At 58.6% G+C, this 22,431-nt stretch carries 18 protein-coding genes; 5 read left to right on the top strand and 13 right to left on the bottom strand.

The features are described from left to right. Positions 1-118: 118 nt before the first annotated feature. The 4 genes from ROSERS_RS27105 to ROSERS_RS01855 form a co-directional block, all read right to left on the bottom strand. Complete coding sequence (locus ROSERS_RS27105; protein ID WP_041332751.1) at positions 119-643, bottom strand: glycoside hydrolase family 5 protein; 525 nt, start codon at positions 641-643, stop codon at positions 119-121. Positions 644-681: 38 nt separating this feature from the next. Then, complete coding sequence (locus ROSERS_RS27100) at positions 682-1,263, bottom strand: cellulase family glycosylhydrolase (protein WP_198136343.1); 582 nt, start codon at positions 1,261-1,263, stop codon at positions 682-684. Positions 1,264-1,283: 20 nt separating this feature from the next. Beyond that, positions 1,284-2,261: an NAD-dependent epimerase/dehydratase family protein gene (locus ROSERS_RS01860; RefSeq protein ID WP_011955148.1), complete on the bottom strand. Its 978-nt coding sequence runs from the start codon at positions 2,259-2,261 to the stop codon at positions 1,284-1,286. 960 nt (positions 2,262-3,221) lie between these two features. Continuing rightward, positions 3,222-3,434, bottom strand: a complete 213-nt coding sequence (locus ROSERS_RS01855; protein ID WP_041334624.1) for a type II toxin-antitoxin system HicB family antitoxin — start codon at positions 3,432-3,434, stop codon at positions 3,222-3,224. 804 nt (positions 3,435-4,238) lie between these two features. Here ROSERS_RS01855 and ROSERS_RS01845 point away from each other — a divergent pair. From ROSERS_RS01845 to ROSERS_RS01835, 3 genes are all read left to right on the top strand, one after another. Continuing rightward, entirely contained in the window at positions 4,239-4,463 is a 225-nt protein-coding gene (locus tag ROSERS_RS01845; protein ID WP_011955145.1) for a hypothetical protein, read from the top strand. Positions 4,464-4,678: 215 nt separating this feature from the next. Beyond that, a complete protein-coding gene (locus ROSERS_RS01840) occupies positions 4,679-7,771 on the top strand; it encodes an NHL repeat-containing protein (RefSeq protein ID WP_011955144.1) in 3,093 nt (1,030 codons plus the stop codon). Positions 7,772-8,143: 372 nt separating this feature from the next. Next, positions 8,144-9,364, top strand: coding sequence for an ABC transporter substrate-binding protein (locus tag ROSERS_RS01835; protein WP_332249091.1), 1,221 nt, complete (start codon positions 8,144-8,146; stop codon positions 9,362-9,364). Positions 9,365-9,466: 102 nt separating this feature from the next. On the opposite strand, the gene ROSERS_RS01830 is transcribed toward ROSERS_RS01835, so the two are convergent. The 8 genes from ROSERS_RS01830 to ROSERS_RS01800 all read right to left on the bottom strand — a co-directional run bounded on the left by ROSERS_RS01830 (position 9,467) and on the right by ROSERS_RS01800 (position 18,314). Continuing rightward, on the bottom strand, positions 9,467-10,918 hold the full coding sequence (locus tag ROSERS_RS01830; protein ID WP_011955142.1) for an IS66-like element ISRfsp1 family transposase: 1,452 nt from the start codon (positions 10,916-10,918) through the stop codon (positions 9,467-9,469). 283 nt (positions 10,919-11,201) lie between these two features. Beyond that, positions 11,202-12,491 carry a 23S rRNA (uracil(1939)-C(5))-methyltransferase RlmD gene (gene rlmD / locus ROSERS_RS01825; protein ID WP_157040926.1) on the bottom strand — a complete coding sequence of 430 codons (1,290 nt, stop codon included), beginning with the start codon at positions 12,489-12,491 and terminating at the stop codon, positions 11,202-11,204. Then, complete coding sequence (locus ROSERS_RS01820) at positions 12,484-13,851, bottom strand: phosphoribosylamine--glycine ligase (RefSeq protein WP_011955140.1); 1,368 nt, start codon at positions 13,849-13,851, stop codon at positions 12,484-12,486. The genes rlmD and ROSERS_RS01820 overlap by 8 nt, the downstream gene beginning before the upstream one ends. Continuing rightward, on the bottom strand, positions 13,829-14,986 hold the full coding sequence (locus ROSERS_RS01815; protein WP_011955139.1) for an STAS domain-containing protein: 1,158 nt from the start codon (positions 14,984-14,986) through the stop codon (positions 13,829-13,831). The genes ROSERS_RS01820 and ROSERS_RS01815 overlap by 23 nt, the downstream gene beginning before the upstream one ends. 334 nt (positions 14,987-15,320) lie before the next feature. After that, positions 15,321-16,379, bottom strand: coding sequence for a M42 family metallopeptidase (locus ROSERS_RS01810; protein WP_011955138.1), 1,059 nt, complete (start codon positions 16,377-16,379; stop codon positions 15,321-15,323). A gap of 253 nt (positions 16,380-16,632) precedes the next feature. Continuing rightward, complete coding sequence (locus ROSERS_RS01805) at positions 16,633-16,956, bottom strand: helix-turn-helix domain-containing protein (RefSeq protein ID WP_011955137.1); 324 nt, start codon at positions 16,954-16,956, stop codon at positions 16,633-16,635. A 782-nt stretch (positions 16,957-17,738) separates the two neighbouring features. Then, complete coding sequence (locus ROSERS_RS25705) at positions 17,739-17,954, bottom strand: hypothetical protein (RefSeq protein ID WP_157040925.1); 216 nt, start codon at positions 17,952-17,954, stop codon at positions 17,739-17,741. Between the two features lie 129 nt (positions 17,955-18,083). Continuing rightward, the gene (locus tag ROSERS_RS01800; protein ID WP_041332746.1) at positions 18,084-18,314 is read right to left on the bottom strand and encodes a hypothetical protein; all 231 of its coding nucleotides are present in this window, start codon (positions 18,312-18,314) and stop codon (positions 18,084-18,086) included. A gap of 773 nt (positions 18,315-19,087) precedes the next feature. On the opposite strand from ROSERS_RS01800, the gene ROSERS_RS01795 reads away from it, so the two are divergent. Both ROSERS_RS01795 and ROSERS_RS24620 read left to right on the top strand, forming a co-directional pair. Continuing rightward, positions 19,088-20,206, top strand: a complete 1,119-nt coding sequence (locus tag ROSERS_RS01795; RefSeq protein ID WP_011955134.1) for an HNH endonuclease domain-containing protein — start codon at positions 19,088-19,090, stop codon at positions 20,204-20,206. Between the two features lie 75 nt (positions 20,207-20,281). Beyond that, on the top strand, positions 20,282-21,046 hold the full coding sequence (locus ROSERS_RS24620) for a bifunctional class I SAM-dependent methyltransferase/HIT family protein (protein WP_232282743.1): 765 nt from the start codon (positions 20,282-20,284) through the stop codon (positions 21,044-21,046). Positions 21,047-21,378: 332 nt separating this feature from the next. Here ROSERS_RS24620 and ROSERS_RS01790 read toward each other — a convergent pair whose 3' ends face one another. Beyond that, complete coding sequence (locus ROSERS_RS01790) at positions 21,379-22,407, bottom strand: tetratricopeptide repeat protein (protein ID WP_011955132.1); 1,029 nt, start codon at positions 22,405-22,407, stop codon at positions 21,379-21,381. Between the last annotated feature and the right edge of the window lie 24 nt (positions 22,408-22,431).

The raw sequence follows: 22,431 nt of genomic DNA, 5'->3' as shown, positions 1-22,431 counted from the left end.
CCAATCTCCATCATTTCGGTCGCAGCGTAGAAAGCGCAATTCCGGGAGTGTTTAACCTCGTTGATTGGATTCAACCTCTATGAGAACCGCCATAATTCTTAACCTTACCCTGTTACCCTCACGCCCCCGGCAGCGACAGACTTCCGGTCGCCTGCAACCCCAACGCCCGTAGCGTCTCATCGTCCAGCGCCCGGTCGTTCATTCCATCGCGCGTCAAACTGAAGCCGCCAGCATAGTCCCACATCGCCCAACCGATCCGGCGTCGTTCAAGCGCGGTGCGCACGTCGGTCAGCCAGGCGATGCGATCCGCCGGATCGGTGATCAGGCGATAGACGCCGAACTCGTTGCACGTCAGCGGCACGTTATGCTGCGCGCCCCAGGCGGCTGCCTGGTCGAGACGCTGCTCAATACGTGCAGCGCCCCATCCGCTCTGACCGTAGAAGCGGATCTCCTCACGTGCGCGTGGATTGTCGATGAGCGCCAGCGCCGTGGAGATTCGCGCCGCATCGACCGGATAGGGGACGCCACGATAGTGCCGCCACATCTCGTACCCCCACGTCGCGCCCTGATGAGTGAACTCGAACGGCTCGTAGAAGTGGAAATTGTAGACCACATTGCGATCCGCAACCGGTGTGAGTTGCACCAACCCATCGATGCTCGCCCAACCGTCGCCGCTGGCGATCAGGTGTGGCGTGGCGCCCCTTCGCGCATGGCGGCGAGCAGGCGACGCAGCACCGCTTCCCAGCGCGGCGGGTCATCGAAGTGGGCTTCGTTCAACGCCTCCAGGAAGATCATCCCCGGATCGCGCGCACTGAGGTGCTTCGCCAGCGCACGCCAGAATTGCGTGACTGCTGCCACAAACGTATCGTCGGTCGCCAGGCGGTCAACGAAGCGATCCTCCGGGTGCAACTCGACAATCACCGCCAGGTCCGCCCGGAGGATCATATCGAGCGCGGCATCGAGCAGCGGCAGCCGGTCGGGGTCGAGGCGCGCCGGATTGCGTTCACTGAAGAGCACATACGGGTCGAGCGGCAGACGCACGTGGCTCAAACCGACGCGGCGCAGCGTGCGAAATTCATCGGCGGCGTGCCGCGATTGCAGCGTTGCGCGGGAGAAGGGCGCCTGGGCGAACCAGTGGCTCATATTAATGCCCCGCGCCAGGCGCGCCAGCCGGTCGGCGGGAACACCTTCCGGCGCAGTGCAACCGGTGATGCCGAAGGTTGCCAGAGCAGTTGCAACCTGGAAAAAGGTGCGACGTCGCATCAGCATCATCTCCTGTGAAATCAGACTGCGTCCGGCATCACCCCGGCTGCGATCCGTTCACGGAAAAGGGCAATCGTATCGGCGACAGCCTGGGCGAGCGGGGTAAACGGCAGGGCGCCGATCACCTGTTCGAGCGGCGCGGCGTCGAACGCTTCGGGGAAAGGGAGCGGCTTATCATCAAAGGTGATCAACCCGCGCACCTCCGGCGCTGCCGCCTCGATTGCTGCAACGATCTCACCCATCGTTGCCACACTACCGCCCAGGTTGAAGATCTCCGCGCCCTGAAATGGCGCACGCGCGCAGGCGATGAAGGTGCGCGCCACATCATCGGCGTACTGGTATGCCGCGCGACCGCCATACGGAATGTGGTACGGCTTGCCGAGCGCAGCCGCGACCATCGCTTTCGTCGGGCTGGATGTCAACCCCTGATCGCGTCCCGGACCGTACACAATGTACGGGCGCAGTCCGATACTTGCCACCCGCGCATCCTGCCAGTAGACCCGCGCCGTTCCCTCGTTGGCTTGTTTGAACACACCGTACAGCGTTGTCGGGTGACCGGCGGCGCCGTGGGCGACGACGCCGGATTCGCCAGCATCAACGGCATCGTACACCGCTGCCGACGAAGCGTAGACAAGGCTGCCGATCCGGTCGCGTCGCCGCGCAACCGCTTCAAACACATTGACCGTGCCGACGACGTTGACGCGCGCGCCGAGCGGCGGATTGGCACGTACAAACGGTATCTGCAACGCTGCCAGATGGATGACGCGCGTAATGGCATGATCGTCGAGTGCGCGCTCAAGCGCCTCCAGATCGGTAATATCGCCGGTAACGAACGTCACCCGCGCCAGTTCGTCGTCGGACATGATCAATTTCAGGCGGCGTGGATCGCTCGCCAGGTCGAAGACAACAACCGGGGTCTCTTCACGTACCAGGTTGCGCACTGTCCACGCGCCGATACATCCAAGTGCGCCGGTGATCAGAAAACGGTCGTTGGGCATGGAAGTCCTGTGCTTTCTTGTTCAGCATGTGTCGCGCTTTGCGCGATTATACGCCGACTCAACGGAGGGCGTGCAGGAGTGCGCAGGTGTGGATACTTTCTTGAGCATTTAGAGCCTATCCGAAAAACTGTGACCTCTTCGCCTGTGGCTTGATCGCCTTGCGTGCTGCCGGGTTATTCGGATAGGCTCTTATAGCAGTTCTCAGATACGTTGATCACTATCCGGTTCTGCCGTGTCGCGTGAGACGCCCGCTTCCGGCAAAACGTAGACCGAAATTTATTTCGGTCACCGCGTGGAGTGCGCGACTCCGGGAATGTTCAACCCCGTCTATTGGGTTCAACCTTTGCGAGAAATGCTATAAATTTCGTTATTCACCCTTGCCGTCGGGCCAATGGCGATTGAGAATTATAGCAGTTCTCACAGAGGTTGAACCTCCTCGAACAAGCGCAGCCACTCTTGCGCCCCCAGTGCGGCGACCGCCATGCATGGCGGTCGGAGAGAAGACATCAACCATCGTCCCCGTCGTCGGGCGCGGTCGGAGAGAAGACATCAACCATCGTCCCCGTCGTCGGGCGTGGTTCGGGCTGAAGCCCTTCCTGAGCGCATGGAAGCCCCTGCGGGGCTGGCGTGTCCGTCACCCTTCCCTATGCCGAGGGGCGCCGGGTTGATCCAGCCCGCAGGGCTTGCCCGATCTCAGCCAGGGCTTATGGAGATTGAGAATTAAATCCGATCTCCCGCGCTAGCCGTCAGGCTGAAGCCCTCGGCTAGGCAAGGCGAAGCCCGCCTGCGCGGGCGAGAGCGGAATAATTGCTCAACAACCATCATTTCGGTCGCCGCGTGGGGAGCGCGATGTTGATTGCGGTCGTCCGAGGAGGTCCAACCTCTTTGAGAACCGCGATAATTCTCGAAACTCATAAGCCCCTGTCTCTACGGGGCAAAGCAAAGCCTGCCTGCGCGGACTTACCAGCAGGTCGTGCAGGATCCCAGAACAGGCGATTCACCCTCAAGCAGGTGTTCTCCGAACGTTTCGATATGAAAAGCGATAGCAGATTTGACATCGGTCAACGCTTCTTCGTATGTGTCGCCCTCGCCTGCTCCAACACCTTTGAGACCAAGAGGGTAGGCGACATATCCGTCTGAATGCTTCTCAATAATGATCTTGAACTGTCTGATCACGTCGAACTCCTTCCAGGAGCGTTTCCAACATCTCAATCATAGCACAGCGTGTCAGCAGCGGCAACGGTTTACGCGCTGCGCGTGCCAGAGCGGAATAATTGTTCAAAAACCATCATTGCGGTCGTCGCGTGGGGTGCGCGATGTTCATTGCGGTCGTCCGAGGAGTGTTCACCCCTGTCCAATGGGGTCAACCTCTGTGAGAATTGCTATAGTCATCGGGATCGCACGCATCAGGAGCGCGGATGCCCCCGCACACACTCTGAGTCTGGCGATAAGGTCGAAAGCAGAACCGCTGTCAAGACAGTGTATGTCAGGGCTCAACAGTCTGGTCAGGGGGCGGCGGGGGAGTGAAGATGTCGTCGAAGAACTGCTGAGGTTCCAGTTGCGCCTGCCACTGGCGATGCCATTGCACATAGTCTGCGTAGCGAGAACGAGGGCAGAACCAGACCTTGATACCGACCCGTTGCGACTGGCGAAGCAGACGATCGTCCACGCTGACAAATCTGTTATAAACCATACTTTGATTGCGCATTGACGCCCGCCGACACCTCTGGTATGATCGCAGTCGCCAGACCAGACATTTTTTGCCGTGATTGACACCACGATGAAGCAGTCGAGGCATCGCAGCGGTGTGCGGGCGCGGGTTCCCAACTCGGAATTGTGACGATTGCCGTCGTCGCCATCAGGTATTCTGGCGACCATCACGAACGGGCCGTCCAGGTGATGCACAGACGCCGCGTTCGGTCCGAATGAATCGGCGTCTCGCGCTTCAATCGTCGGCCCCATCAGCTTGCCGATTGGATGACCTGGATTCCGGGGGCGTTGGAGGAGGTGTTCACTGCGGGCGACGTGTTCATCATTGATCGTCTCCCCGTGCCGGTGTGCCGCCGGGTGCGCGCCCGGCGCTACGGCACGGCGCCCCGGCGTGAATGCTGTCTGCACGAATATGAACTGGCAATCAAGGTATATATGCGGCGCTCCCAAAAATTGGACAGGTTCGATGCCAGCGAGCGGAGCGACGAGTAAGAACGCATTGCAGAGAAGGAGGTTGCCCTCAGCGAGTAGACGAGCGTGATCCTGTTAGCAGATCGGACGCCTGCTGGATAATGTGTATATGCACAAACGACCCCAATCTTCTTCCTTTGTAGTCGGTCTTGTGGCGAAAGCTCTTTCCCACACCCACTGCACGGGTGAAGCCGGTTGTTAGGTGCAGTCCAAATCACACCAAACAGGAGGTTAAGATGAAAGCAAACAGCCTGCGCGTCATCACACTCCTCGCTATCTCAATCCTGCTACTGAGCGGGCTGGCGACGGCCCAGGGGCCGCAACCACCGCTCCCCTCGTATCCACCCCAGGGACTGGGCCTGCCCGCAGAAGCCCGGCTCGGGACGCCGGAGTTCGGCAAGCCCTTCATTCGCCCAGGCGTTCCGAGCATTGGCATCCAGAGCGCCGGGACCGCCTCCATCCCCCTCGGCCAGCCGGGGCTGAGCTTCCGCTACGTGCAGACGTTCGGGGTGACGGAGACTCCCTACATCTCAACCACTACCCACTTGAACTACCCTTACGGCATTGGGGTGGAGGGCAACAGCATCTGGATTGGCGAAATGTGGGGAAACCGTTTCCTCAAATATGCCAGCGATGGCAATTTTCAACAATCCTTTGGCCATGCTGGCTTTGCTGAGGATTACACCGATACATCGTTTTGGGAAATTGCTGACGTGGCCACTGATAGCGACGGTAACATCTGGGTAGTGGACGCGGCCTCCAGCCGGGTGGTCAAATTGAACTCCTCTGGCAAAGCACTCCTAACACTTGGAAAGCGGTGGGAAAGTGGAAGCGACAATAACCGATTTGCATATCCCATCAGCGTTGCCTTTGACGCCAGCGGAAACATCTACGTGAGCGATGGCGCTCCCTGGTGGAACCGAGAGGGTGGGAACCACCGCATCCAGGTTTTCCGGAGTGATGGCACCTATCTCGCTACGCTCGGGCAGACCGGCGTGTGTGGCTCTGCCAACAACCAATTCTGTGGGCCGCGCCATATCGCCATCTACGGCAACGAACTCTATGTGCCCGATGCCAACAACAACCGCGTGCAAATCTTCAATATCTCCAATCCTGCGTCACCATCCTATGTGGCAACGATCGGGGGGCTGAACAACCCTTCCGGCGTGGCGGTAGACGATAACTTCATTTACATAGCTGATACCTGGAATAACCGCATACAGACATACACACGCATAGATCGGGTGTATATCGGCACTATTGGAGGTGAATGGGGAAGTGGAAACAACCAGTTCCGAAATCCAACCGATGTTGTCGCCATGACGATTGGGACGTATCCTAACGCGGAGCTTCATCTCTTCGTTGCAGACTTTGTCAACACTCGCGTACAGCAATTCAAGATTACCAGCATTTCCCCCTTCGCTTTCCAGTATGTGCGCACTTATGGAACAACTGGCGTGCCCTATGTCACTGACGGTTATCATTATAACACTCCGTCAAGTGTTGCCGTGGCCCCTGATGGGAGCATCTATCTGACTGAGGATAAAGGCCATCGGTTGGTCAAACTTCGCCCTGACGGTACACCCATCTGGATTGTAGGTGCGGCTGGAGTGAAAGGCGATTGGGATGCCAGCAACGATCGCTTGAATAATCCAGACGACCTTGCGCTTGATGCGAATGGGCGGGTCTATGTTGCTGACCGCTGGCATGGCCGGGTGCAGATTTACAACCCAGACGGCTCATACTACACCACGGTGAGCGGCTTGGACTGCCCGGGCGGGGTGGCCATTGGCCCCAACGGATACCTCTATGTGGCCGATACTTGCAATCACACGGTTAAAATCTACAACACCAACCTGGTATTGGTAGCAACTCTGGGGACACCAGGCGAATCAGGCACAGATAATGCCCACTTCAACTCGCCGGAAGATGTTGCCGTGGATAGCAATGGCACCATTTATGTATCCGATGGAGGCAACCACCGTATCCAGGTCTTCAACGCCAATCGTCAGTACGTGCGCACAATGGGGGAGACTGGCATCTGGGGCAGCGATTTCGCCCACTTCAACGGGCCGAACAACCTGTTTGTAGACAGTGCCAATCGTCTTTACGTAGGCGACGAGTGGAATCACCGCATTCAAGTCTTTGACGCGAATGGCGCCTATTTGACCACAATCGGGGGAAGTGCAGGCCCCCGAACAGGGCAGTTCCGCGGTGCGCGGGGTGTGGCGGTGGACAACGCTGGCAACATCTACGTGGCAGACAGGCTCAACCACCGCATCCAGAAATTCGCCCCCGGCGTGCCGGGCTGGAAGCAGGTGAACATCAACGGGTTTGGAAATCGAGATACCACGTTTGTCAGTACGCTGGATGTCTTCGGGGGTTATCTGTATGCCGGCACCTGGTCCAGCCAGATGTGGCGCACTGCGGACGGACAAACCTGGAGTCAGGTTGCCCCCTCTACATGGCCTACTGATACGGCTGTGTTTGATGCTGAGCCCTTTGGCTCCTATCTGTACGTAGGCACGGCGTCCAATAACGGCGGCGAGATCTGGCGAACCAACGGGATCACCTGGGAACAGGTGATTACCAGCGGTTTTGGGATTACCAATAACTACGGCATCAACACGCTGGCAGTATTCTCAAATGCCATTTACGCCGCAACCAGCGCTGAAGATGGAGTGATGCAGATTTACCGCAGCGCCAGCGGCGATGCCGGGAGTTGGTCACCTGTCGTGACCGACGGCTTCGGTGGCGGCGGCGTGTGGCAAGATGTGACAATGGATGTGTACGGCGGTTATCTCTATTTGGGAATTGGCCGGGCTGGCGTGGCAGAACTCTGGCGCACGAACGATGGAGTTACCTGGTCGCCGGTTTTCACCGACGGTCTGGCCGCAAATAACACCCATGTCTCTGCAATGGCCGAGTTCAATGGCGCTTTCTACATTGGCCTGCGCAATGTCACCACAGGCGGCGAAGTCTGGCGGACCACCGATGGCACAACCTTTACCCGTGTCTTTGATGGCGGACTGGGAGATCCCAACAACGGTCGTCCCTATGGGCTTCAGGTGTTCAACGGCTACTTGTATCTGGTCTTCAGCAATCTGGTCACAGGGGCCGAAGTCTGGCGTACATCGGATGGAATGACCTGGGAGCAGGTTGGCAATGCCGGCTGGGGCGACAGCAACAATGGCTACGCCGACTACTTTGACAAAGGCGCGGCCGTTTTCAACAACCGCCTCTACATCGGCACGACCAACGATGCCAACGGCGGGGAGGTGTGGCTGTTCCTGCACAATCGAGTCTACTTGCCGTTAATCCGGCGTTAACGATGGCGCCACCGGCACCCGCTACTTCGACGACGTATCCATCACGCCGGCGCGGTGACATATGCGAGACCGGGGCGGGCATTGTCCTGCCCCGGCGCCCAACCATCGCAAAGGGGCTGCGCCTGACCTCTGCTTCCAGCCGACAGCCGCTCTATCGGCGCAATGGAAAGCGACCTATAAGCGTAAACATACGCATAAAAGCAAGCAGGGAGGAGGTACGAACAATGAAACGCGTAGCCTTACTCTTCGTTGCCACCACAATAGCCCTGATTGTAGTCGGTGCTACCCATCCAGTTACCGCTCAAATCAACCAGCCACTTGAAACTTCCAAGCCATTAGAACTGAGTACTTCTTCTATCGAACCCGTTCCACATCCGAATCTTAAGTGATGTCAGGATACGTCGGGCTATTGCCTATTGCACCAACAAGGATGCTCTGATTGCATCGGTGTATCCCGCGCTCACACCTGAGCAACGGCAAGAGTTGGTCATGGATACCTTTGTGCCAAAGACCAACTGGGCATACACCGCTCCTAATACAACTTATCCTTACAACCCGACGGTTGGTCAACAACTATTAGATGAAGCAGGTTGGACGCTTCAGAGTGGTGCTGAGTACCGATCCAAGGATGGAAAAGAGTTGGTGTTGATATTGACTACGACTACCGCTCCTTTCAGAGTGACGTATCTCACCGTGTTTGAGGAGCAAATGAAAGCCTGTGGCATTCGGATTATCCGTAATCATCAACCTGCGTCCTGGTGGTTTGGTGATTCTACAGGCTTACAGGTACGTGATTTTGAACTTGGCAACTTTGCCTGGATCATCGAAGATGACGAACCTGGCGGTTACACCCTATACGCATGCAACCAGATCCCTTCACCAACAAACAACTGGTCTGGTCAAAACTTTATGGGATGGTGTAATCAGGAAGCTTCAGACGCTATTATACAAGCCAGCGATCCCCGGCTTCCCCGCGAACAACGTAAAACTTTCTACGCCACCGTGATCAACCAATTTGCAGAAGACATCCCATCGCTGCCATTGTTCTTGAGGTCGAATGCTACCGTCTGGGAACACATCGATTTCAATCTCCAAACGTTCAGGCAAGACCGAGATCTTGCAGCAAGTAATGCAGATTCCGTCGTCTTTACTGACTATAGTGGAAACCAGCACACGATTACATTACCATCTGGTGCAATAACACAGCCGATCACGCTAAGTTACCATCCACTGGTTGCTAATGCCAACCCCTTGCCAGCCAACACTCAAACAGCCCACGCCTTTCGGCTAAGTGTCTCGATCAACGGTGTACCAGGCGATACTTTCTCGTTTAACCAACCGATCACCATTACGCTCAGATACACTGACACCAATCTTGCCAACATCTTTGATGAGAACTCTCTCGACCTGTTCTACTGGGATCGAGCATCAAACTCCTGGAAGGATGCCGCCGAGACATGTCCGATCGCAGAGCGATATGAGCGGCTCGATGCTGACCAAAACCTGTTTGAAGTAAGGGTATGTCATCTGAGCGAGTTCAGTTTGATAGGAACGAAAAAGAGTCAGGTGTTTTTGCCGATGGTCATGCGTTGACGTCTGGAACATCAGTATCAAAGATCACCAGCGTAAAATTGTCTGGAAACTCCGCTCCTTCGAGCGACAGGTGCGGCCCAAATCGTAGCAGTTCGTAACTGCCTAGCCGCCTGCAAGTAGGGAGACTGGCTGGCGAGCGAAGAGGTCGCGCAGCGTGGCGAAGACGTTGCGCCCCTGTTTGTGACAAGGAGAGATCACCGCCTGCAGGCGGGCATACACCGCTGCCCCCTGGTCAGTGCGAAAACAGCCGCTTACTTTCTGTTTGACTTTGGCCGGGCGCAAGTCTCGCTCAGCCTGGTTGTTGGTGAAGGGCACACCCTCCACCAGTGCAAAGGCAAGCACCGCTTCCTCACGCTCCTTCAGCCGCCGCAGCACATTACGCCCCGCTGTGCTTTTGGGGCGTCCCGGGCCTGCTTTCTGTTCAGGCGGCGGCTCGGCCAACTCCGCCGCACTCACGATCTGCCGATAGCGATTCCGGGCCGCCGCAGCCGCCTCCCCTTGCAAGGGCCGCGCCTGTTCATACAGATGCCACAGGAAGTCACGCATCACCTCTGCCCATGCTGACCCTTGCTCTACCAATCCTTGCAGTTCGCGCAGGATGTGCGCCAGGCACGCCCCATGGTTGGCCTGTTCAAACTGGTAGGAGGCCGGCAAGCAATCATGAATCGCTCGTCCGCCGAAATCCTTGCGCACCGACGCATCGCTGCGCACGGCCTCGCCCCCGCGCTTGGGGTGCACAAACAGATGGGTATACCGGCTGTCGCTCGCGGTGTGCAGCCAGCGCAGCCTCCCCGCTCCCCGCAGCCCCGTCTCATCAACATGCGCCACCTCCGCTCGCTTCAACTGCTCCACCGTGGCTGCTTCCACCGCCGCCGCCAGTTCATACCCCTGTTCCAGAGCCGTCGCTACCGTCTCACGGTTCAGCGCGTATCCAAACACGTCCTCGAACAAGCGGCACATCTGCTCCAGCGGCATGTTGTGATCCACCGACAACTGGGTGACCAGTGCTCGTACTCCAGGCCCATCCCGCACGCTGGCTGTCACATTCGCCGGGTAGACGCCGCGCTGGGCCTGCTGGCAGCATGTGATTTCCCCCAACCGATGTTCGGTCACGACCAAGCGCGGCCCTGGTCTATCAAACACCTGTCGCTTGCCCGCCCCCTTATGCGATTCATGCGCCGAGATGATCCGCCCACACCCAGCGCAACGCGCTGGCAAATGAACCTGCACCTGGTCGGGTTGCTCCGCCGCCTGTAAGGTTCGACCCGTGTGCCCAGGCTGTCCGCCGCGTGGCTTCTTGTCTTTGGGCAGCGCCGGCTGTATTCGCTTCTTCCGATACCCGTCGCTGCTGGGTGGCTTGTGGCTGTTCTGGCTGTTCGGTCCCAACCGACGCTTCAACTCGATGTTCTCGGCCTGGAGACGGTCATTCTCGGCCTGCAGGCGGGCGTTCTCCGCTCGCAGATCGGCTGCTTCCGCCTGCAGACGGACAATCTGGGCCTCAAGAGAACTCAGTCGCTTGAGCAGGATTTCTACTTCCGGCAGTTGCTCAGCCACGGCGATAATTTACCACACTTCCCGTAGAATGGTAGGCAGTTACCACTTCCCGTAGAATGGTAGGCAGTTACCTTCAAAGACCATAACGCCCTCGGCTATGCGAGACGAAGCCCGCCTGCGCGGAACGCGAACTCCAACAGCGACCCTATCGACCTTCGGCTATCGGCTATCGGCTCTCGGCTATCGATTATCGGCTATCCAGGGCAAAGCTCGCCTGTGCGCGCGGGAGCGGAGGAATTGCGCAACAGCATTATACGCCGACTCAATCATTCTCCACGTTGCTTCAGGATCGCACCAGCACTACCACACTCTCAACATGCGGCGTTTGCGGGAAGAGATCGACCGGCGTGGCGCGCTCGACCGTGTAGCTGCCGATCAGGGTATGCAGGTCGCGCGCAAGGGTTGCCGGATGGCACGAGACGTAGACGATCCGGCGTGGCGCGCGTTCGAGCAGCGCCTGTCGCACCTGTGGGTGACATCCGCGCCGCGGCGGGTCAAGGACGATCGCGTCGAAATCGCCTTCGAGACTGCTCAACACTGCTTCGGCACGACCGACAACAAAGCGCACATTTGAGACATGGTTAACCGCCGCACTCCGCTCAGCATCGGCAACTGCGCCGGGATACTCCTCAACGCCGACAACCTGGATAGCAGCGCGTGCCAGGGGCAGGGTAAACGTCCCCGCGCCGCAGTAGAGATCGAGCAGACGCCCGCCAGCTTCGTCGCCAAGACCGGCGCGGATCAGGTTCAGTAACGTCGTGGCAGCGGCGACATTCACCTGAAAGAACGTCGTCGGGCGCAACAGAAACGTCAGATCGTCCAACTCCTCGACGAGCGTATCAACGCCGACAGGGGGAACGGTATGCGGCGGCGGAACGGTAAAAACGACGCCCGCGAGCGGTGGACAGAGCGACCGCCAGCGTTCCGCCAGCCGTCGCCGCTCACCGCGTCCGCGCATGGCAGCGATGCAATACCCGTGCGCTTCGCTGACGCGCAACGTTACATCGAGCGGCTGATCATCGTCTGGTTCACCGGCGAGCGCATCGCGTAACGCTGCAAGCGCCTGGTTCAGGGTTGGATGCAGCAGCGGATCACGATCGAGTTCGGTGATCAACCGCGTATCCGCAGCGTAGTAGCCGACTCGTCGCCTTTCGCAGTGCAGCCGGGCGCTGCTGCGGTATGCCCACGGTTTCGACGCTGGCGCGGTCGCTTCGACCAGTTCCGGCGCAACACCGGCAAACTTGGCGAGTTGATCGGCAAGGATCTGGCGGCGAAAACGTTGCTGGGCAGCAAGAGAGATATGCTGCCATGGCATATGGCTCGCGCCGGGGAGACGCGGTTCTACCCGATCAGGTGAAGCGATGAGCACAGCTACCACATCCCCGCGCGCATACGACTCGTGCCGTTCGCGCAGGCGCACGACGACGCGCTCGCCGGGAATGCCACCGGCAGCGAACACCACCCGTTCCTGCCAGCGCCCGACGGCATCGCCGCCCTGGGCAATGCCGTCAAGGGTGAGTTCCAGCGTATCGGGCCAGGTTGCAGATGGGGCATGTTCAACAGGATCAACCAAAGTCGCGCTCGCCAATATCGCTGCGGTAGATGCGCCCCTCGAATTGCACCCGGTCGGCGTTGATCAGGGCGCGCCCGCGAGCGCCGGGCAACGAAATCCCCTGCGCCACCACTGTCGCCACCAGTCCGCCCGTTGTGCGCAACCCGCTCCAGCCCTGCGGCGAACCGCCCATGCCGAGCAACCCGCCGATCATCGAACTCAGAGCATCTGCGCTGCCGCCGCGACTGCGCAGCGCACGCGGCATGTAGGGCGCTGTCGCTGCCGGATTAGTTGTAGCACTGTGGAAGATCATCACACCGGGTTCAATATCCTCCAGCCCACGGATCTGTCCGCCGGTCGGGAAGAAATTGGGGTACCCGCGCGCCATCAGACCAAGACCGACGCTCGGAGTCGTCGTCCAGGCTGGTGGCGGCAGTTCGTGCAGGCGCCGGGTGATCGAGGCTTCGATCCAGGGCAACAGGTCGTCCTCCAGGCGCGGCAGCACCACCTGCGCCTCTCCTTCGCGGAAACTGAAACGGAGCGCCGTTGCGCGCGGACCTTCGGCAGTTATGACGCAATCCACGCCGATCAACCCCCAGCACGGCAATCCTTCCTTTTCCAGCCCGGCGACGAACGGCAGTATAAACTTCTCGTGCAGGTAGCGCGTCAGACGCTGCGCAAATATCGAGTTGCTCGTATGCGCGCCAACACCGCACGCCTGTGCGCCGCGATCCCCTTCCTCCACCCGATCATACAGGCGCGTTGCAAGCAGGGGTATCGCAGTGCGTCCATCGGTCAGCGCCGAGAGCGCCACGCGGGGACCCTGGAGCACGGCTTCAATGACAACCCCTTCGCCGCCATCGAGCGAACGGGCGGCAAACAGGCGGCGCAACCCTTCGAGCGCAGCATACCGGTCATCGAAGATTTCCTCACCGCCGGAAGGATGATCGGTCTTAATCATCACCGGCAACGGCAACGTCGCCAGGTATCGTTCGGCAGTCGCCAGATCGGTGAATGCACGTCCGGTCGCGGTTGGAACACCATGCCGCAGCATAAACTCCTTTGCCAGACAGCGACTGCGTTCCAGGGATGCGGCGCGCCGTGACGCTCCCCACACGCCGATATTCAACATCAACACTTCATCAACCAGCCCGGTGTGCAACGGTGCACTGGATGCAGGAATGACCAGATCGATCTGTTCCTCAAACGTCCAGCGGCTCAACCCGGCGGCATCGGCAACGTCGAGATCGACCGACGGCGCGAATGGCGCCGTTCCGCCATTTCCCGGCGCGCAGATCACCTCCGGTACGCGCGGGCTGTTGATCAGTTTCCACGCCAGCGCGTGCGTGCGCCCATCATTACCGATCAGAAGTATCTTCATACGACGCCTTCATTCGCCCAGGCGCAACAGCGCCACCGTTGCGCCTGCGCGCGTCCCTCGTCGGCAGTTCCAGCCCTTCCTGCAACGTTGCTGCAGTGCGCAGACCAAGGTGAATGCCCAGACCGATCAGCGTCTGCGCAACTTCCGGTCGAATGCCGACCAGTATCGTTTCCGCCCCCATCAACCGGGCAGCGCTGGCGGTGCGCACCAGCGCCTGCGCTACCTGGGTATCGACAATCGGCACGCCGGTGATGTCCAGAATGACGGTATGGATATGACGCTGCTCGACGACCCTGAGAACGCTCTCGGTCAACTTCGCCGCTCGTGTGCTATCGATCGTGCCGGAGAGGGGCACAACGACGGTTCCTTCACGCACAGGAATGACCGGCAGCGAAAGTTCGAGGATGATCTGACTGAGTTCCTGCTGAGCTGCCAGGCTGCGCTGCAACTCTGCGGTCAGCGCCTGTTGCGCCGCGAGCGTCCGACTCAACTCAGTCGTGCGCTCTGCAACGCGCGTTTCCAGTTGCGCATTCGCCTGCGCCAGTTCAGCCTGCATCCGCTCCGCCAGCGCGCGCGCCTGATGCGCCTCGTTAATCGCGCGCCGCGCAAGGCGCGCCCCGACATACGATACAAAGCCGACAACCACGAGCAGTACACTACTGTTCATGGTATGCAAACGAACCGGGGCCATATCCCAGAAGCCAGGATGCGCGAGAGCAAGCGTCGCAAGAAAACTGGCAACGACTCCAAACGTGACCAGCCAGAGTTGCCCTGGGGTAAGAGTCAGACTCGCAATCACGATCAGGGCGGTCAGGAAATACCCCACGTTTGATGCCTGTTCAGGTGGTGTCCTGGTGACTGCGATCATGGCGCCGGCGAGAAAGGCGAGAATAACGATCCACGCCGCAACGCTGGCGCGCCCCTGCCGGGCGAGGACAAATGCCCCAATGAAGCAGATGCTGCTGGCAATCGGAATGAACGCACTCTGCGCGCCTGATGACAGCAGACCGAGCGCAAGAAACAGGACATTCGCCACCAGCATCGCAGCGATCAGTTGCATGACCGCCAGCGCGCGACGCTGCACGTCAACATCGGTGGCGCGGGTCGTCATAATGGCATTGAATCGGTCGCGCATGCCTTTCCTCCACGTATCTCCAGTCTCTACCCCTGCGATCCTCCCTGCAACTTCTCACAACCGATGGCGCATGGTACAGACGCTGCACACGGGGCAGTCACGCACCGGCGACAGGCGTGGGCATCTTCATCATACCATGCCTCTTCCAGCGTATTGATACCTGATAATGATCGGGATGCAGACAATTCCGCAATCTTTGTCATAACGGCCAGCCCCATCCGCGTTGCAATCTATGAAAAGAGCGTCAGATGAGGAGCAGGGTGCAATGACGCATCCTGCCCCTCATCCCTGGATGTTCGACTGAACAGCCTGTCCGCCTTGCGCGATAAGCGCATCAGATCGGGATAAAACTGGTCTCCGGCGTCAGACTGCGCACGAATGCAGCGATCAGACGTGCGGCATACTCGACATCGCTCAGAGCGATCATTTCATTCGGAGAGTGCATATAACGGTTGGGGATCGAGATCACAGCAGTGGCGACCCCGCCGCGCGACAGGTGAATGGCATCGGCATCGGTTCCGGTGTAGCGCGGATTCACCTGGATGCTGTATGGAATGCCCTCGCGTTCTGCAATCGCCGTCAGCATATCGTACACCACCGGACTATTGGCAGAACCGCGCGACAGCACCGGTCCGCCGCCAAGCCGCACATTGCCATACTGCCGGCGGTCGGCGTTCGGATGGTCAGTTGCAAAGGTCACATCAACCGCAATAGCGACCTGCGGCTCGAAACTGAAGGCTGCGGTATGCGCGCCGGCAAACGTGATTTCCTCCTGCGACGTTGCCACTGCCGCCACCGTTGCGCGCGGACGATCGCGCTCCAGCAAGCGGAGCGCCTCCAGTACCGTGAATGCGCCAATCCGGTCGTCGATGCTGCGTGAAACGATCCTCCCGCCCGGCAGATCGTAGATCGGCGCATCGATCACGCCGGTGGCGCCGACACGCACCAGTTCTCTGGCTTCCGCCCGACTCGTCACGCCGATGTCGATCCAGAGGTCCTCGATCTTGCTGGCTTTCTCGCGCTCGTCGGGTTTCATCTGATGGATCGGTTTCTTCCCGATAACGCCAATAACATCACCGGTGCGCCCCGCCAGACGCACCCGCTGCCCGACCAGCACCTGCGGATCCCATCCGCCGATGGGCGAGAACCACAGAAAGCCGTCGTCATCAATGGAACTCACCATGACGCCGATCTCGTCGATATGACCGGCAAGCAGCACACGCGGTGATCCGCCTTCCAGCACGGCATACGAATTGCCCCGCACATCGGCGTAGACCCGATCGGCAAAGGTTTCGGCTTCGCGCCGCCAGATGCGCCCGACAGCCACTTCATCGCCGGAGGGACCGGGCGTGGCAAGCAGATGTTTCAAAAATGCAAGCGAATGGTCGTTCATTTATCGTTCCTCTCTCTGTTCTTTCTCCCAATTGTACCCCATCGAGGCCGGGAATGCGACCTGCACATCAGAACGACAGAATTCCTCTGGCTCGCAATTGTACTGCGCTTCGACAGCGTAGAGCGCTCCCCTGCCCGGCGCATCGTCCGCTGAAAGGCGTCCTGCTGTGGGTCGCCACGCGCCAGCGTTCGGACGCAACCCGGTGGAATCGTTACGTCTGCGCATTCAGCTGGCGTGTTTCCGGCACGCCAGGCTATTGGCGTCTGCCAGCGCTCTCGGGCGTGCTGTCCGGATCGTCGGGCATCGCCAGTGCATCGGCGGTATGGCGCGGATGGTCGCGGTCGTCGCTGCGGCGTTCCGGCATGCGATGCAGCGCCGCTTCCAGCGCCGCACGCGCCACCCACGTGCGCCCCTCCTCGACCTGCATCGGGAACGCCCCGGCGCGCACCCACGCCAGCATCGTCTCATCGGTCACGCGGTACAGCGCCGCTGCCTCGCGCACCGTCATCCATTCCTCCTGGCGCAGCGTCGCGCGCACCAGCGCACTCAATGAACTCCAGCGTCGGCGGGATCGCATCGCTTGCCTCCGTAAATTCAACCACGTCGCGTGTATCCGTGACGTCAGCGGTCGTCAGATATGCTCCTGCCGTCTCCTTGATCCCTTCTTCCCCCTGCGCAAGGGGAGAGTTCCTGGGAGCAGCGAGCGGTGTGCCGCGCTCCTGTGCGCGTTTGCCCCTCATCTCCCGACTTCTCAAGGGTAGAGTTCTTGGGAGCGATGAGTGATGTTCTGCATTCCCGTGTGCGTTTGCCCCCTCATCCCCCTTGCCCCCTGCTCCCCTTGTGGGAGCAGGGGAAGTTTGGGCGTCCTGATGCCTGAAAGGAAAGATGGCACGCCGGGGCTTGCCAACAAACCTGACCCTGCAAGGGCGCGCGCACCTGAGGTTTGCGCCGGGAGTGCGGGCGTCCTGCCCGCGTGCGCGCCGGAGGTGCGGAACTCTGCATCGAGTTCCTGGCGGGCAGCGCGTCCCGCCCGCGTGCGCACCGGAGGCGCGCGCACCTGAGGTTTGCGCCGGGTGCGCGGGCGTCCCGCCCGCGTGCGCACCGGAGGCGCGCGCACCTGAGGTTTGCGCCGGGTGCGCGGGCGTCCCGCCCGCGTGCGCACCGGAGGCGCGCGCACCGCACAAGGGGAGCGTTCCTGGCAGAGATGCGCGGGCATTCCCGTGCGCATTTGCTCCCTCATCCCCCTTGCCCCTTGATCCCACACGGGGAATGCTCCACGCGGGGAGGGCGCAGTGAGGAGACGCTGGAAAACGCACACGCCGCGCCGGGTTCCAGCCCCGGCGACGCCGCGCTGGACGCTCACCCCCGGCGCGTCCAGCGCGGACACCGCGACGGTCGGCGCGCCGCCGGACGGGGACGACACGGGAGCGGCAATCCCAGCGCGCCGTGGAGCGGCGTTGTCCACCGCCGCCCGGATGGGGACGCCTGCGCCGGGCACGCGGCGGGCGGGTATGACCGGCGGAGCGGCGCACCGGTTGCCGCACGGGTTCGCCCAGGGAAGAACGGTATACGCATATGCGCCTCGTCAAGAATCACCTGCGGACGATTCGAACGCGCCCGCGCACGGCGGTGCGCTGCGGTCGAATCATCCGCAGATCACGGTCGTCGAGTCTGCCAGCTCAGGTTGCCAGACGACTGTGCTCATCAGGGCGTGCGGTCGCCATCGACGAGCAGGTGCTGAAGAATGCGGAGCGATTGGCGGAGATGGCGGGTCGGGAAGCGCTCATAGCTGCACGTCAGATGCCGCTGGAGGCTTTCCAGGCGCTGGCGGGAGACGGGAATGACATCACTGGACGCCGATGCCCCGGCGGGAACCGGCGGATCGCGGCGGTCAGGCGGGACGGAAGCGGCAGAAACGCGGACGTGCGGTTCCATACGACAGGGGCTCCTTTCTGGTGCGACGGGCGCGCCGCGCGGCGCGCCTGCGGGTCCGGTCCTGGATGCGGCGGCGAGCGCCGCGTGCTACGGACGGTAGGATAGCATTAACCCGGACTTAACGAAAGGGGTCATTGTGTCTAACCGTCGCCGGACAAACAGGCGATCCGGGAGTAGGACTAAAGTCATGGGGACGGGCGAGTCTGTGGCGTGCAGGTGAGGAGCGACATGCGCGGGGCGCGTCCGGTGGCGTGCAATGGCGAACAGCGCCCGGCGACTTCCGGGCGCGCTACGCGCCCTGCCGTGAACCGTCGATGGTCGCATATCCGCCTGTTTCGGTGGAGGCGACGGATATGACCGCTCGATGATTTGTGAAAGCGAAAAGTATGCTATCGTAAGAGCATGCCAGCCGGGGCGCACCCGGCGACGGAGAGACCTGTGAGCCTACAAAAGGCAGTGAACTGGACGACATCAACCATATGCAGCCGGGAGGGTTTGTCGGTGTGCTGAGGCAGCGAATTTACCATCGACGGGCTGGCGCGGCAGATCCGGGGATATATCCGCACACATAACCTGCGCGACCCCTCCGACGTCACACTCAAGCGTGACATTGCGTGTATGCTGGACTGCTACCGTCAGCCGGGAAAAAGGGAAGGATGTATTGATAGGACGAAGTAACCGGCGGGTGTGCAAACATTGGAAGATGCAAGCTGACGAAGCGTAACCCTGCCTGGTATCAGACGGTAATATAATAAAACTTAAACCTGACTTGCATGTCCGTGAATAGTCTACCTCATTCCAATCAACTTCCCATATTTGCCCTGGCAGCGAGTTTCGACGAGGTAACAAACTCGTACAAATTCTATTGGTTTCTTGCCATCCTGGATCATATTAAGGAATCTCAAACACGCACCATACCTGTCACTACACTACTGGCGCATATGGTAGCCAGGGTATGGTTCCCAACAAACTATTTTCGTCTCTCTTTTGGTAAACAGGATCAACTGAGCAATGTCGCAACACTTCTCCGTGAAAGTTCTGGGCTACCAATAGATAGTTCCTATAGCCAGGTATTTGACGAAGCTTTGAAGCACATGCAGGATAAAGATGACGCCGGAAAATCCATTTATAAAATCGCTCGATTTGTTCCTTACCGGTTTCTTCGTCCTTTTTTCTCGGGAGATCTGCGAGGCATAAAAGACACCGAGATAAACCGTCGTATCTCAGACCTTTCTCAAAGCACCTTCGACCGTTCTCCGTGCTTATACCGTTTTATAGAAATTGAAACAAAGCAAGCAATCGAGATACATCCTGAATGGTTCGAATACCTCAAGCAACACCTTACGATTTTAAGAGGATTTTGTTTATGGAAATTAATCGAATATCTACAAAAACACAATCCTAATGTACCGAATATTCCCGGAAAATTGTTTGAACCCCAAGAAAGGGATATGAAGCGGGCAAGAGAGTTCTGGAACATCGTATTCAAGAAAGAAACAACGCTGCAGTGCATATATTCAGGAGAAACCCTGGACGAAAAGCGATACTCACTCGACCACTTTATTCCGTGGAGCTTTACTGCGAATGATTGTATCTGGAATATTATTCCGACAACTAAAGAAGTTAACTCATCCAAAAGTGACAGTATTCCCAAAATTGACAAATACTTTGACTCTTTTGCAAAAACCCAACTCGATGCAGTGAGAATAGTCTCCGAAAAGAAACCGAAACTACTTGAAGATCACATTTTACTTTTCAAGGTCGATTCTGCTTCCGAACTACAAAATATGGATCTCCAAGATTTTAGTCAACACCTTCGGGACACAATTATTCCACAGGTTCAGATAGCACGAAACATGGGTTTCCTGACCGACTGGGAATACCGTCGATGAAATGGAAAACCCCTTGTATGAACAGGTCATTCTATGGAACTTATTTTCCATTCCCCGAAGAATCCTCACAGCCATATGACTGCAAAAGAACGCAACCGAGAGTCATTTCCGATAAGGTACTTATTTCAAAAGGGTTTGATAAACGGTCGTGTTTTAGATTTTGGGTGTGGTCTGGGATCAGATGTAAGGTTCCTTCGACAAAAAGGATACAACGTTACTGGCTACGATCCTCATTATGCTCCAGACCAACCGAAGGGCAAGTTTGATACCATTGTTTGTATCTATGTATTGAACGTTCTTCTACCGAAAGAGCAAGAGTACGTCCTGATGTCCATTTCTGAACTGCTTCTTCCAGAGGGAAGCGCATACTTTGCCGTTCGACGTGATATTCGACGTGATGGTTTTCGTCTTCACCTGAAACATCGTGTAGAGGTGTATCAGTGCTCAGTTACGCTCCCCTATCAAAGTATTCTTCGCACCGATCATTGTGAAATATACCACTATCGCCACTATAATCAACTATCTTCGCCTTCTACACCTTCGACATGCCCATTCTGCACACCTGCAAATGATTATGAATTACTGACCGAGTCTGCCAATGCATATGCTGTGTTAGTCAGACGCCCGATTTCCCCTGGTCACACGCTTGTCATCCCCAAGAAACACTTCACCCGTTATCTTCAAATTCCGCATTATACCGTAGAATCTTACTGGTCAGTAGTAGAACGGGTAAAGCAAATACTAAACGAACGTTTTTACCCCAAACATTTCAACATAAAAGTTGATACCGATACAGTCGCAGGTCATGTATATATTCATATTATCCCACAGTACGCCTAGATTTAGGGTTACATCGGCACTTACACCAATGAACGGTGGAACGACTATTTTTTGACCAGAACCAGCATAATTCCCGCCATTCGTTCGCATGGTCCCGGTCTGTCCGTCTCTGCCGGGAGTGCGCCACGCTGCCTGGACGCTCGCACAGATGTGTCCATCCGCGTCTGCCACCGGTCATCCGCACCGGAATTGGCAGAAAGCTCATCACCAAACCAAAAGAAGCGGTTGACTGGATGGATTCGGTTGACGGCGCCTCCAGGGCTTCTTTATCCGCGCCGATGAGATCAGACAGTACCTGGCGCGGTTCAGACCATAATCCGTAGCACACCGGGCTATCCAGAAGCGCCCTCTGGCACTCTCCCCTCCCGATAGAGCGGCTTCAACCGCTCCTGATACTGAAGCAGGCGCACATCGAACGCGCGTGATGGTTCGAGGAGCATCGGCTGACGCTCCAGAAACTGGCGCATCAACAGCGCTTCACGTTCATCATCTCCTGCCCGGTGAGCAACGGCGCACCGCGCCAGAAGCCGGATATCGTCCAGCAAGGGCGGGTCTTCATCGCTCAGGGTCACTGCGTCGAGGATGTGTTCGGCTTCCTGCGGATCATCGGTGCGCTGCGATTGCAGCACTGCCAGGCAGATTGCCGGGTACCCGACGGGCCATCCGAGCGCCATGCCTTCCTGCACGGTGTGTTCGAGCGCTGCGATGAGCGGCGTAACATCGTTGCGCTCCAGACATTCGAGCACCAACACCTGTCCGTCAAAGACATACTCCTTGAGATGCTGGCGGGCGCGTTCGGTAAGCGCGCGCAACATTGCAAGATCGCCGGTCAACTCCAGGAATGCTCCCAGATATGACCACGTTTCGCCAAAGAAGGGCAACCCCCGTATGAACAGGAAATGATCGTCGGCGATCTGGAGCGCTTCATAGGTGTCAAGAATGGGCAACACATACTGGAGCGCTTTCTGCGGGTGATCCCACAGGTAGGCGAAACGCGCCTGCATCAGCGCGTAAGCGGACGGCACACGCGGGAATGGACAGGCGTCGAATGCCGCCAGCATATCTGCGACCCGCCCGACCCGCTCGTACTCCTGACCCAGCGCAAAAGCGATCCGTGCAGATCGCGGCGCAGCGGTGCGTCCCTTCTCGAAGCGTTGCAGCGCCTGCGCGTAGTCGCCGCGACGAAAAGCGGCGATGCCCCGCGCGTAGTGCCAGGTTTCACGTTCGCTGCTGCGTAACTTCCAGAACGTCACCTGGTCGAGTTCGTGTTCAAGATCGGTCATGCGATCTTCTGCCGCAAGCGTACTGATCAGGTCATCGATCCGGTTCCGCATCCGCGCCCGACGGCGGCGATGTGTCATAAGAATCCTCTTTCCCTCGCGCAT

Source organism: Roseiflexus sp. RS-1 (genome assembly GCF_000016665.1).
Taxonomy (GTDB): Bacteria; Chloroflexota; Chloroflexia; order Chloroflexales; family Roseiflexaceae; genus Roseiflexus.
Note: the sequence above shows the minus strand (reverse complement) of the source record. Positions and strands in the feature narration are given on the sequence as shown.

What these genes read in the sequence shown, in the direction of transcription:
- ROSERS_RS27100 (WP_198136343.1), bottom strand. Translation starts at nt 1,263, where the DNA reads ATGCGACGTCGCACCTTTTTCCAGGTTGCAACTGCTCTGGCAACCTTC.
- ROSERS_RS01860 (WP_011955148.1), bottom strand. Translation starts at nt 2,261, where the DNA reads ATGCCCAACGACCGTTTTCTGATCACCGGCGCACTTGGATGTATCGGC.
- ROSERS_RS01845 (WP_011955145.1), top strand. Translation starts at nt 4,239, where the DNA reads ATGACCTGGATTCCGGGGGCGTTGGAGGAGGTGTTCACTGCGGGCGAC.
- ROSERS_RS01840 (WP_011955144.1), top strand. Translation starts at nt 4,679, where the DNA reads ATGAAAGCAAACAGCCTGCGCGTCATCACACTCCTCGCTATCTCAATC.
- ROSERS_RS01820 (WP_011955140.1), bottom strand. Translation starts at nt 13,851, where the DNA reads ATGAAGATACTTCTGATCGGTAATGATGGGCGCACGCACGCGCTGGCG.
- ROSERS_RS01815 (WP_011955139.1), bottom strand. Translation starts at nt 14,986, where the DNA reads ATGCGCGACCGATTCAATGCCATTATGACGACCCGCGCCACCGATGTT.
- ROSERS_RS01810 (WP_011955138.1), bottom strand. Translation starts at nt 16,379, where the DNA reads ATGAACGACCATTCGCTTGCATTTTTGAAACATCTGCTTGCCACGCCC.
- ROSERS_RS01805 (WP_011955137.1), bottom strand. Translation starts at nt 16,956, where the DNA reads ATGCGATCCCGCCGACGCTGGAGTTCATTGAGTGCGCTGGTGCGCGCG.
- ROSERS_RS25705 (WP_157040925.1), bottom strand. Translation starts at nt 17,954, where the DNA reads ATGCGTATACCGTTCTTCCCTGGGCGAACCCGTGCGGCAACCGGTGCG.
- ROSERS_RS01800 (WP_041332746.1), bottom strand. Translation starts at nt 18,314, where the DNA reads ATGGAACCGCACGTCCGCGTTTCTGCCGCTTCCGTCCCGCCTGACCGC.
- ROSERS_RS01795 (WP_011955134.1), top strand. Translation starts at nt 19,088, where the DNA reads ATGTCCGTGAATAGTCTACCTCATTCCAATCAACTTCCCATATTTGCC.
- ROSERS_RS24620 (WP_232282743.1), top strand. Translation starts at nt 20,282, where the DNA reads ATGACTGCAAAAGAACGCAACCGAGAGTCATTTCCGATAAGGTACTTA.
- ROSERS_RS01790 (WP_011955132.1), bottom strand. Translation starts at nt 22,407, where the DNA reads ATGACACATCGCCGCCGTCGGGCGCGGATGCGGAACCGGATCGATGAC.